7 protein-coding genes are annotated in these 12,080 nt (G+C 68.0%); 5 read left to right on the forward strand and 2 right to left on the reverse strand.

Annotated features, from left to right (window positions below; translation table 11 throughout):
- Positions 1 to 66: 66 nt before the first annotated feature.
- The 4 genes from acnA (at position 67) to ACGFYY_RS23930 (ending at position 6,421) form a co-directional block, all read left to right on the forward strand.
- The gene (acnA, locus tag ACGFYY_RS23915; RefSeq protein ID WP_365272988.1) at positions 67 to 2,781 is read left to right on the forward strand and encodes an aconitate hydratase AcnA; all 2,715 of its coding nucleotides are present in this window, start codon (positions 67 to 69) and stop codon (positions 2,779 to 2,781) included.
- 298 nt (positions 2,782 to 3,079) lie between these two features.
- Complete coding sequence (gene ngcE, locus ACGFYY_RS23920; protein ID WP_393712290.1) at positions 3,080 to 4,507, forward strand: N-acetylglucosamine/diacetylchitobiose ABC transporter substrate-binding protein; 1,428 nt, start codon at positions 3,080 to 3,082, stop codon at positions 4,505 to 4,507.
- 19 nt (positions 4,508 to 4,526) lie between these two features.
- Entirely contained in the window at positions 4,527 to 5,471 is a 945-nt protein-coding gene (locus tag ACGFYY_RS23925) for a sugar ABC transporter permease (RefSeq protein ID WP_365272942.1), read from the forward strand.
- Between the two features lie 14 nt (positions 5,472 to 5,485).
- Positions 5,486 to 6,421: a carbohydrate ABC transporter permease gene (locus ACGFYY_RS23930; RefSeq protein ID WP_393712153.1), complete on the forward strand. Its 936-nt coding sequence runs from the start codon at positions 5,486 to 5,488 to the stop codon at positions 6,419 to 6,421.
- A 4-nt stretch (positions 6,422 to 6,425) separates the two neighbouring features.
- On the opposite strand, the gene ACGFYY_RS23935 is transcribed toward ACGFYY_RS23930, so the two are convergent.
- Together ACGFYY_RS23935 and mgtA are read right to left on the reverse strand one after the other, a co-directional pair.
- Complete coding sequence (locus ACGFYY_RS23935; protein ID WP_393712155.1) at positions 6,426 to 7,307, reverse strand: hypothetical protein; 882 nt, start codon at positions 7,305 to 7,307, stop codon at positions 6,426 to 6,428.
- Between the two features lie 100 nt (positions 7,308 to 7,407).
- Positions 7,408 to 10,128 carry a magnesium-translocating P-type ATPase gene (mgtA, locus tag ACGFYY_RS23940; RefSeq protein ID WP_393712157.1) on the reverse strand — a complete coding sequence of 907 codons (2,721 nt, stop codon included), beginning with the start codon at positions 10,126 to 10,128 and terminating at the stop codon, positions 7,408 to 7,410.
- Positions 10,129 to 10,761: 633 nt separating this feature from the next.
- Here mgtA and ACGFYY_RS23945 point away from each other — a divergent pair.
- Positions 10,762 to 11,976 (forward strand): ROK family transcriptional regulator, encoded by a 1,215-nt coding sequence (locus ACGFYY_RS23945; protein WP_365272952.1) that lies wholly within the window; start codon positions 10,762 to 10,764, stop codon positions 11,974 to 11,976.
- Positions 11,977 to 12,080: the final 104 nt, after the last annotated feature.

Genomic DNA, 12,080 nt, shown 5'->3' on the forward strand with positions numbered 1-12,080 from the left:
TTGGCCAAGGGGCGTGGCGGCAGGATTGCGGTAATACGCGCGAATTCATGCATGAAGGAGACTGTCGTGTCGGCGAACAGCTTCGACGCCCGCAGCACGCTGCAGGTGGGCGACGAGTCGTACGAGATCTTCAAGCTGGACAAGGTCGAGGGCTCCGCCCGCCTTCCCTACAGCCTGAAGGTCCTGCTGGAGAACCTGCTTCGCACCGAGGACGGCGCGAACATCACCGCCGACCACATCCGGTCGCTCGGTAACTGGGACTCGCAGGCCCAGCCCAGCGAGGAGATCCAGTTCACGCCGGCCCGCGTGATCATGCAGGACTTCACCGGCGTCCCCTGCGTGGTGGACCTCGCCACCATGCGTGAGGCCGTCAAGGCCCTCGGCGGCGACCCGGCGAAGATCAACCCGCTCTCGCCCGCCGAGATGGTCATCGACCACTCGGTCATCGCCGACAAGTTCGGCACGAAGGACGCCTTCGCGCAGAACGTCGAGCTGGAGTACGGCCGCAACAAGGAGCGCTACCAGTTCCTGCGCTGGGGCCAGACCGCCTTCGACGACTTCAAGGTCGTCCCCCCGGGCACCGGCATCGTGCACCAGGTCAACATCGAGCACCTGGCCCGCACGGTCATGGTCCGCAACGGCCAGGCGTACCCCGACACCCTCGTCGGCACCGACTCGCACACCACCATGGTCAACGGCCTGGGCGTGCTGGGCTGGGGCGTCGGCGGCATCGAGGCCGAGGCCGCGATGCTCGGCCAGCCGGTCTCCATGCTGATCCCGCGCGTCGTGGGCTTCAAGCTGACCGGCGAGCTGCCGACCGGCACCACCGCCACCGACCTGGTGCTGACCATCACCGAGATGCTGCGCAAGCACGGCGTCGTCGGCAAGTTCGTCGAGTTCTACGGTGAGGGCGTCGCCGCCACCTCCCTCGCGAACCGCGCCACCATCGGCAACATGTCGCCGGAGTTCGGCTCCACCGCCGCGATCTTCCCGATCGACGACGAGACCCTGAAGTACCTGCGCCTGACCGGCCGCGACGCCCAGCAGGTCGCGCTCGTCGAGGCGTACGCCAAGGAGCAGGGCCTGTGGCTGGACCCGGCCGCCGAGCCGGACTTCTCCGAGAAGCTGGAGCTCGACCTCTCCACGGTCGTCCCCTCCATCGCCGGCCCGAAGCGCCCGCAGGACCGCATCGTCCTGGCCAACGCCGCCGAGCAGTTCGCCGTCGACGTGCGCAACTACGTCTCCGACGACGAGGAGGCCGGCAAGGAGTCCTTCCCGGCGTCCGACGCCCCGGCGTCCTCCAACGGTGTGCCCACCAAGCCCACCCTGGTGACCCTGGCCGACGGCACCTCCTTCGAGATCGACCACGGCGCCGTCACCGTCGCCGCGATCACCTCCTGCACCAACACCTCGAACCCCTACGTCATGGTCGCCGCGGCGCTCGTGGCCAAGAAGGCGGCCGAGAAGGGCCTGAGCCGGAAGCCCTGGGTCAAGACCACCCTGGCCCCCGGCTCGAAGGTCGTCACCGACTACTTCGACAAGGCCGGCCTGACCCCGTACCTCGACAAGATGGGCTTCAACCTCGTCGGGTACGGCTGCACCACCTGCATCGGCAACTCCGGTCCGCTGGACGAGGAGATCTCGAAGGCGATCAACGAGGCCGACCTCGCGGTCACCTCGGTGCTCTCGGGCAACCGCAACTTCGAGGGTCGCATCAACCCCGACGTCAAGATGAACTACCTGGCCTCCCCGCCGCTGGTCGTCGCGTACGCCATCGCGGGCTCCATGAAGGTGGACATCACCAAGGACGCGCTGGGCACCGACACCGACGGCAAGCCGGTCTTCCTCGCGGACATCTGGCCCTCCGAGGCCGAGGTCAACGACGTCGTGGCGAACGCCATCGGCGAGGACATGTTCAGCAAGTCCTACCAGGACGTCTTCGCGGGCGACGCCCAGTGGCAGGCGCTGTCGATCCCGACGGGCAACACCTTCGAGTGGGACCCGCAGTCGACCTACGTGCGCAAGCCCCCTTACTTCGAGGGCATGACCATGGAGACCACCCCGGTCTCCGACATCGCCGGCGCCCGCGTGCTGGCGAAGCTGGGCGACTCGGTCACCACCGACCACATCTCCCCGGCCGGTGCGATCAAGGCCGACACCCCGGCCGGCAAGTACCTCACCGAGCACGGTGTCGAGCGTCGCGACTTCAACTCGTACGGTTCCCGCCGTGGCAACCACGAGGTCATGATCCGCGGCACCTTCGCCAACATCCGCCTGCGCAACCAGATCGCGCCGGGCACCGAGGGCGGCTTCACCCGCGACTTCACCGTCGAAGGCGCGCCGGTCTCCTTCATCTACGACGCCTCGCAGAACTACCAGGCCGCCGGCATCCCGCTGGTCATCCTGGCGGGCAAGGAGTACGGCTCGGGCTCGTCCCGTGACTGGGCTGCCAAGGGCACCGCGCTGCTCGGCGTCAAGGCCGTCATCGCCGAGTCCTACGAGCGCATCCACCGCTCCAACCTGATCGGCATGGGCGTCCTCCCGCTGCAGTTCCCGGAGGGTGCCACCGCGGCCTCCCTGGGTCTGACCGGCGAGGAGACCTTCTCCTTCACCGGTGTGGAGGAGCTGAACGACGGCACCACCCCGCGCACCGTCAAGGTGACCACCGAAACCGGTGTGGAGTTCGACGCGGTCGTCCGCATCGACACGCCGGGTGAGGCGGACTACTACCGCAACGGCGGCATCATGCAGTTCGTGCTCCGGAACCTCATCCGCGGCTGAACCGCGCAGTAGACGCCGAAGGGCCGTACCCCCGTCGAGGGGGTACGGCCCTTCCGTTCGTCCGGCGGCGTGTCCATGTGACGGACAGGTCTCAACTCGGAAAAACTGGTGGCCATAAATGTGCATGATCTTGCTCACACGAGCGCAAGTGGACTATACCTGTGCCCGTCCGGATCACCGCGAGACGAGCGGCTCCGGGCCGGGGGTGGGCGGGGACCTGTGGTGATGTCCGCATGCACGGTCACCACCGTGAATCCCCGGTCTCCTTCACACTTCTGACGAAGGCGAGGACATGAGCATGGGATCCACTGGTGAGGGCCTCGGACGCCGCGACCTGATCAAGCGCTCCGCAGCACTCGGACTGATCACGGTGCCGACGATGAGCTTCCTGTCCGCCTGCGCGTCCGGCGGTGCGGAGAACTCCACGAAGGGCCCGGCCAAGGCGCCGGTGACCAAGGAGAACCCCTTCGGCGTCGCGAAGGGCGGCAAGCTGGACGTCGTCGTCTTCAAGGGCGGATTCGGCGACGACTACGCGAAGGCCTGGGAGGCCGCCTTCGACAAGAAGTGGGGCACCACCAGCTCCCACCTGGGCACCCAGGAGATCACCGCCAAGCTCCAGCCCCGCTTCAACGCCGGGAACCCGCCGGACGTCGTCGACGACTCCGGCGCCCAGCAGATCAAGCTGGACGTGCTCGCCAAGGGCGACCAACTCGCCGACCTCACCGCCGTGCTCGACTCGCCCTCGCTCGACGACCCGAGCAAGAAGGTGCGCGACACCCTGGTCGACGGCGCCTACGAACAGGGCCTGCAGGGCGGCAAGTTCGTCGTCCTGAAGTACGTCTACGCCGTATTCGGCTTCTGGTACTCCGGCAAGCTCTTCAAGGAGAAGGGCTGGGCGCCGCCGAAGACCTGGGACGAGTTCCTGGCCGTCTGCGCCAAGGCCAAGGAAGCCGGCATCGGCGGCCTCGCCCACCAGGGCAAGTTCCCGTACTACATCAATGTCGTCATCATGGACCTGATCGCCAAGAAGGGCGGTCTGGACGCCATGAAGGCGATCGACAACCTGGAGCCGAACGCCTTCGAGGGCAACCCCGCCGCCCTCGCCGCGGTCGAGGCGGTCTACGAGGTGGTGGAGAAGGGCCTGCTGATGCCGGGCACCAACGGCCTCACCCACACGGAGTCACAGACGGCCTGGAACCAGTACAAGGCCGCTTTCATCCCCTCCGGCTCCTGGCTGGAGAACGAGCAGCTGAAGCAGACCCCGGAGGACTTCGACATGAAGTTCCTGCCGATGCCGCTGCTCGCCGACAGCAAGCTGCCCTTCGAGGCGATCCGGGCCGGTGTCGACGAGCCCTTCATCGTCCCGGAGAAGGCCGCCAACAAGGCCGCGGCCTTCGAGTTCCTCCGCTCCATGCTGTCCCGCGAATGGTCGACGATCTTCGCCCAGCAGGCGAACTCGCTCACGGTGGTCAAGGACGGGGTGGACCCCGGCGTCAAACTGCGGCCGGGCACCCAGTCGGCGGTCGAGGCCCTCAAGGCCGCGGGCGGCAACACCTTCAGCTACCGCTACCCCGACTGGTACAGCGAAATGGACACCGAGATCCAGAACGCGTCCAATGAGCTCATGGCGCAGCGGATTCAGCCGAAGGAGTGGATCAAGCGAGCCCAGGCCGCGGTGGACAAGGCGGCCAAGGACCCGAACGCCAAGAACAACAAGCGCGCCTGACACCGCGGGGACGGACACCATGAGCCAAGTAGCCCAGAGGAAGGGGCGGGCCGGTTTCATCACCGGCTTCCTCTTCGCACCCCTAGCGCTGTACCTGACCTTCGTCATCTGGCCGTACGTGCAGACGTTCGGTTACTCCTTCACCAACTGGAGCGGGCAGTCCCCGACGTTCGACTTCGTCGGCATGGACAACTACGCGACGTTGCTGACGGACGAGGTCTTCCGCGGCGCGCTCTGGCACAACCTGCTGCTCCTGGTGTTCGTCCCGCTCGTCACCATCCTGCTCGCCCTCTTCTTCGCCTTCATGGTGAACGCGGGCGGGCGCGGCGGAGCCGGCGGGGTGCAAGGAGTCGGCGGATCGCGCTTCTACAAGGTCGTCTACTTCTTCCCCCAGGTCCTCTCCCTCGCCATCCTCTCCGTGCTCTTCGGCGCGATCTACCGCAGCGACGAGGGCGGCCTGCTCAACGGCTTCCTGACCAAGGTCGGCCTGATCGACGCGGCCCACCCGGTCGAATGGCTCAACGAGCCGAACCTCGTCCTGTGGTGCCTGCTCCTCGTCGTCGTCTGGCACGGCGTCGGCTTCTACCTCGTCCTGTTCTCCGCGGCCATGCAGTCCGTCCCCAAGGACATCTACGAGGCCGCCCTGCTCGACGGCGCCGGGCGCGCCCAGACCTTCTTCAAGGTGACGCTGCCCTTGCTGTGGGACTCTGTGCAGACCTCGGCGGTCTATCTGGGCATCGCCGCCATGGACATGTTCGTGCTGGTGTCGACCATGACCTCGGGTCAGTTCGGCGGCGGGCCCGACCACCACAGCGAGGTCATGTCGACGGTGCTGATGCGCAACTTCCTCTACTTCGGCAAGAGCGGGTACGCCTGCGCCATGGGCGTGGTCATGCTCGCCCTGACCATGATCCTCTCCGTCATCACGCTGCGCGCCACCCGCCGCGAGCGCATCGAGTTCTGAGCGGAGTTTCCACGATGACCGCACCATCCACAGTGATCAAGGCTCCCGGTGAGAACACCGCGGAGCGGGCCGGCGGCGCCGGACGGCCGGGGAAGCGGGAGGGGCGCCGCTCCGAGGGCATGGCCCTCAACGTCTTCTCGCACGGCTTCCTGGTCGTCTGGGCGATAATGATCGTGCTGCCCCTGCTCTGGCTGGCGCTCGGGGCCTTCAAGACCGACGCGCAGATCGGCGGCTCGGCCCTCAGTTGGCCCTCCAACTGGCACTTCGACGCCTTCGGGCGGGCCTGGACGAAGGGCATCGGAGGCTACTTCGCCAACACCCTCATCGTGCTGGTGTTCTCGGTCCCGCTGACGATGCTGTTCGGCTCCATGGCCGCGTACGTGCTGGCCCGCTACCCCTTCACGGGGAACCGGCTCATCTACTACTTCTTCGTCAGCGGGGCGATGTTCCCCGTGTTCCTGGCGCTCGTACCGCTGTTCTTCATGGTCAAGCGCTTCGACATGCTGAACACCTACCAGGGTCTGATCCTGGTCTACGTCGCCTACTCGATGCCCTTCACGGTCTTCTTCATGCACTCCTTCTTCCGGACGCTGCCGACGGCGATCCACGAGGCGGCGGTCATCGACGGAGCCTCCGACACCCGGATCTTCTTCCAGGTGATGCTGCCGATGGCCAAGCCCGGTCTGATCAGCGTCGGGATCTTCAACGTCCTGGGCCAGTGGAACCAGTACATCCTGCCCGCCGTGCTGATGCAGCCGCAGACCAGCGCCGACCCCGAGCGGTACATGCTCACCCAGGGGCTCATCCAGCTCCAGTACCAGATGGGCTACGAGACCGACCTGCCGGTGCTGTTCGCCGGTGCCACCATCGCCATGGTCCCGATGCTCGTGGTCTACCTCTCCTTCCAGCGCCAGATCCAGGCGGGCCTCACCTCGGCGACCCTGAAGTAGAGCCTCAGGGCCGGGTCCCGTCAGGAGCCTTGTTCAGCCTGTAGAGGTATCCGGGACCCTGGTCGCCGATCTGCCGGACGATCCGGGGGTTCTCGGCGGTGCCGCCGACGTCCCACACGGGCAAGGTGCACCCGGGGATGTCGATGCGCACCTTCTGCGCCCGGACGTTCGGGCCGCCCTCGTAGACCCAGGTCCCGGAGCCCCAGCAGCCCGGGTACGGGTCGTAGGGGTAGTCGAAGGCGAAGCGCCTGCCGACGCCGGTGGCGGTGACCCGGCCGTCCGCGGTGAAGACCAGGTCGTGGCCCATGCCGTCGTTCCAGAGGCCGACCATGGTCTGCGGCCCGATCCTCGGCGGCTCGTACGCGGGCAACAGGCCGACGGCCAGCCCGAGCGCGCCGAACAGCCCCGTCCCCACCACCACACCCGTGCCCCACCGCGCCACCCGCCCCAGCAGCCGGTCGTCCCGGGGCAGGGCGATCAGCGCTCCCGCCGAGAGCGAGGCCGTGGCAGAGACCCAGAAGAGCAGCGTGGCCCGCGTCTGCGTGTCGTTGTACGCCGCGTAGCCGAAGACGGGCGGCGTCAGCAGGGCCGCCACGATCAGCGGCGCCGACCACCAGGCCGCGTGCCTGCCGAGCCATCGGCCGAGGAGGTCGGCCAGCGCGACCGCCGGGAGGACGAAGACCAGCGACAGCAGGAAGGAGATGAAGCCGATGAGGGGCACGGTGGCGACCAGGTCCGCCCCGATCTCGACCCAGTCCGGGCCCCTGTCCGGCGGCGGTTGCGTCTGTACGTACAGCACGACCACCACAACCGTGAGCGCCACCTCCAGGAGTCCCACCAGCGTCGAGACCACCAGCACGACTGCGTACGACCGTTTCTGATGCACGATCAACCCCCCTCGTGGCACGGCGAACCCACGGTCCGCCCGGCCGGCGACGTCCTGGAGCCATAGTGCCGGCCGGGCTGAACGTGTTCAATTCATTCTCCTACAGCCAGGTGCCGAAGCGGCGGATGTACCAGGTCTTCACGAGCTGGGTGAGCGTGCAGTACGCGAGCAGCACGCCGATCAGCCACGGGAAGTAGCTCGCCGGCAGGGCCACGAAGCCCAGCGAGGACGCCAGCGGCGAGAAGGGCAGCCAGAGCCCGGTCAGCACCGCGAGGACGGTCATGACCATCACCGGCCAGGAGGCGCGGGACTGGATGAAGGGGATCTTCCGGGTGCGGATCATGTGGACGATCAGGGTCTGCGAGAGCAGGCCCTCGACGAACCAGCCGGACTGGAAGAGGGACTGGCTCGCCTCGCTGTTCGCCGCGAACACGTGCCACATGATCAGGAACATCGCGATGTCGAAGATCGAGCTGATCGGGCCGATCGTGACCATGAAGCGGCCGATGCCCTTGGCGTCCCAGTTGCGGGGCCTGCGCAGGTACTCCTCGTCCATCCGGTCCCACGGGGTGGCCAGCTGGGCGATGTCGTAGACCAGGTTCTGGACCAGCAGCATGATCGCGAGCATCGGCTGGAAGGGGATGAAGGCGCTCGCGACCAGGACCGAGAAGACGTTGCCGAAGTTCGACGACGCCGTCATCTTGATGTACTTGATCGTGTTGCCGAAGGTGGTGCGGCCCTGGAGGACGCCCTGCTCCAGGACGGTGAGGTCCTTCTCCAGCAGGATGATGTCGGCCGACTCCTTGGCGATGTCCACGGCGGTGTCCACCGAGATGCCGACGTCGGCGTCGCGCAGCGCGGCCGCGTCGTTGATGCCGTCGCCGAGGAACCCGACGGTGTGGCCGCCGGCCTGCAGGGCCCGGACGATCCGGGCCTTCTGGACCGGGTTGACCTTGGCGAAGACCGTCGTACGGGCGGCCAGCGCGCGCAGTTCGGTGTCGTCCAGGTCGTCGGTCTCGGGGCCGAGCACCACCTGGCCGACGTCGATGCCGACATCGGCGCAGACCCGGGCGGCGACGAGGTCGTTGTCGCCGGTGACCACCTTCACCGCGATGCCCTTGTCGGCCAGGCCCTGGAGGGCTCGGGCCGCGTCGGCCTTCGGCGGGTCGAGGAAGGCGAGGAAGCCGACCAGCGTCAGCCCCTCCTCGTCGGCGACCGTGTAGGTCTCGCGCGGGCCGGCGATCGTGCGGGTGGCGACGGCGAGGACGCGCAGGCCCTGACGGTTGTTGTCCTCGGCGATCCGGGCGACGTGCCACCGCAGCTGCTCGGTCAGCTCGACCGTCTCCCCGCGGTCCGTCATGTGCGTGCAGAGGTCCAGGACCTCTTCGACGGCACCCTTGGTGATCATGATGTGCTCGCGCCGTCCGAAGTCGCCGACCAGGGAGTTGCGGGAGAGGACCACGGACATCCGGCGTCGGGCGAAGTCGAAGGGGATCTCGTCGACCATCGAGAACCGTGCGTCGACGACAACCTCCTCGGCCTCGTCGACGCGGTCGATGACGGCCTGGTCCATCAGGTTCCGCAGGCCGGTCTGGAAGTGCGCGTTGAGGTAGCCGTACTCCAGTACCTCGCCGTCCTCGTGGCCGTGCACGTCCAGGTAGCGGTCCAAGGCGATCCGGTCCTCGGTGAGGGTGCCGGTCTTGTCCGTGCAGAGCACGTCCATCGCGCCCAGGTTCTGGATCGCGTTCAGTCGCTTGACGACCACCTTCCGCCTGGACATGGCCACCGCGCCGCGCGCCAGGTTGGCGGAGACGACCATCGGCAGCATCTCGGGGGTCAATCCGACGGCGACGGCGATGCCGAAGAGGAGGGCCTCGTCCCAGTCGCCCTTGGTCAAGCCGTTGATCATGAAGACGACCGGGACCATCACCAGCATGAAGCGGATCAGCAGGAAGCTGACCTTGCGCACGCCGGTGTCGAAGGTGGTCTGCGGGCGCTCGCCGACGAGCGAGCCGGCCATCGAACCGAAGTAGGTGTCGGCGCCGGTGGCGACGACCACCCCGGTGGCGGTGCCGGAGGTGACCGAGGTACCCATCAGGGCCAGGTTGTCGGCCTCCACCGGGTCCGTGGTCCCCTGCCCGCCGAGGTCCGGAGTGCGGGTGTCGGCCTTGGCCACCGGCAGGGACTCGCCGGACAGCGCGGCCTGGCCGACATTGAGGTCCTTGGCGGTGACGATCCGCAGGTCGGCCGGGATCAGGTCACCGGCCGCCAGCTTGACCACGTCGCCCGGGACCACCTGGTCCATGGGTACCTCGAACGTGGTGGGCGCGGAGCCGCTGCCGGCCCGGCGCTGCACCGCGCACGTGGTGGTGACGAGCTTCTTCAGCGCGTCGGCGGCGCGGCCCGAGCGGAATTCCTGCCAGAAGCGCAGCAGTCCGCTGATCCCCACCATCACGGAGAGGATGACGACGCCCGGGTCACCGGGGTCCTGCCAGTACATGACCGCCGCGAGGAGGACCAGTACGGCGATGAAGGGGTTCGCGTAGGCCTTGGCCAGCTGGAGGTACCAGCGGGGGGCGCGCTCGTGGGCGACGGTGTTGGAGCCGTGCCGCTCCAGGCGCAGCGCGGCCTCGGCGTGGGTGAGGCCGGCCGGGGAGGTGTCCACCTCCTGAAGGACCTCGACGCCCGAGCGGGCGCCGATCCCGGCGAGCCGCTCGCCGACGAGGCGGGTGCGGTCCTGGAGCTCGGCGGCCTTGCGCTCACGGCGGGAGCGGCCCGGCGGTGCGAGGGTGGTCGGGGTACGGGGGGTGAGCATGGTCATGACGAATACCTCCCTCCACGGTGTCCGGGCAGCGCGGAGCCGCTCGGTCACGTGGAGTGATCACGGGTCGGCGCACGACGGCCCGATGGGCCCGCGGCACGCCGGTGGGCATGGATGACGCACGCCCGGCGGAGTTGGCAGGGCATGCGGAAGGAAGGGAGTGTGGAAGGAGTGAACGCGAAGGAACGCGAAGGAACGCGACGCGATGCGAACGGAACGCGAGCGCGCACAGGGCAGGCGGTCCACCGCTGCCGTGCGTACCCGGAGAGAGGTCAGCCGGTCACGAGGTCAGCCGACGAGAGCAACGAGAGCGCTGCAAGGACTTCGATCGGGACTCATCCCGAACACCTCCTTGCGTAGCGCGGTCAATGCCCGACGCCAGGTCCGGCCGAAAGGGCCGCAGAGGACCGGCGTCCCAGCGACCGTAGCACGATCCAACAGGCGCTTCTCTCCATCTTTAGGTCGGTACCAGCCGTTTCATCCCGTGTCAGCCTCTTGACGTGTGGATGCGTTAAGGCTCGACTTAAGGTTCACAAGTTGGAGAGATGCCGGGGTCTCGGAGCGTGCAGCCGTGACATGCCCCGGCCGGGGGGCGACGGCTCGCCGTCGCTAATGGGCAGGAGTGGATGAGTCGTGCAGACTCCCGGATCGCAGTCGTCACTGCATCGCGCGAATCTCGAACGGGTCGTGCGGGCGGTGCGGCTCGCGGGATCGCTGACCCAGGCGGAGATCGCCCGTGCCACCGGACTGTCGGCGGCCACGGTCTCCAACATCGTCCGGGAGCTGAAGGACGGCGGGACCGTCGAGGTCACCGACACCTCGGCCGGTGGCCGCCGGGCGCGCAGCGTCTCGCTCAGCGGTGACGCGGGGATCGTCATCGGTGTCGACTTCGGCCACACCCACCTGCGGGTGGCGGTGGGGAACCTGGCCCACCAGGTACTGGCGGAGGAGTCCGAGCCGCTGGACGTCGACGCGTCCTGGACGGACGGCTTCGACCGGGCGGAAGCCCTGGTCGGAAGGCTGATCGCGGACATCGGCGTGGGGCTGGAGAAGGTCATCGGCGTCGGGCTCGGCGTGCCGGGCCCGATCGACGTGGAGTCCGGGACCCTGGGCTCGACCGCGATCCTGCCGGGCTGGGCGGGCATCAATCCCCGCCAGGAGCTCTCGCAGCGCCTCGGAGTGCCCGTGTACGTGGACAACGACGCGAACCTCGGCGCCCTCGGTGAACTCGTTTGGGGGAGCGGGCGGGGAGTGAAAGACCTGGCCTACATCAAGGTGGCCAGCGGCGTCGGCGCCGGCCTGGTGATCAACGGCCAGATCTACCGCGGACCCGGCGGCACGGCGGGCGAGATCGGGCACATCACCCTGGACGAATCGGGCCCGGTCTGCCGCTGCGGCAACCGCGGCTGCCTGGAGACCTTCACGGCGGCCCGGTACGTACTCCCGCTGCTCCAGGGCACGCACGGCCCGGAGTTGACGATGGAGCGCGTGGTCGAACTGGCCCGTGAGGGGGACCCGGGCTGCCGCCGGGTGATCACGGACGTCGGCCGGCACATCGGCAGCGGCGTGGCCAGTCTGTGCAACCTCCTGAACCCCAGCCGGGTGGTGCTCGGCGGCTCGCTGGCGGAGGCCGGTGAGCTCGTCCTCGCGCCCATCCGTGAATCGGTGGGGAGGTACGCGATCCCCAGCGCGGCCCGGCAGTTGTCGGTGCTGACGGGGAACCTGGGAGGGCGGGCCGAGGTGCTGGGAGCACTGGCGCTCGTCCTCAGCGAGATGGGCGATTCGACACTTTTGTCAGATCATGGAAGTGGAGTGCGAGCTCCAGCCGTCTTGTCTTCAGGTAGATAACGAATGGCACCGTTGTCATCTCGTTAAGAATTCACTCCTTGACGGCAAAACGCGGCCGGGGTTGACTCACATCCACCTCGGCCGCGCCGCTGCGGCCTCGTCAG

It is taken from the genome of Streptomyces sp. NPDC048331, assembly GCF_043201215.1.
Taxonomy (GTDB): Bacteria; Actinomycetota; Actinomycetes; order Streptomycetales; family Streptomycetaceae; genus Streptomyces.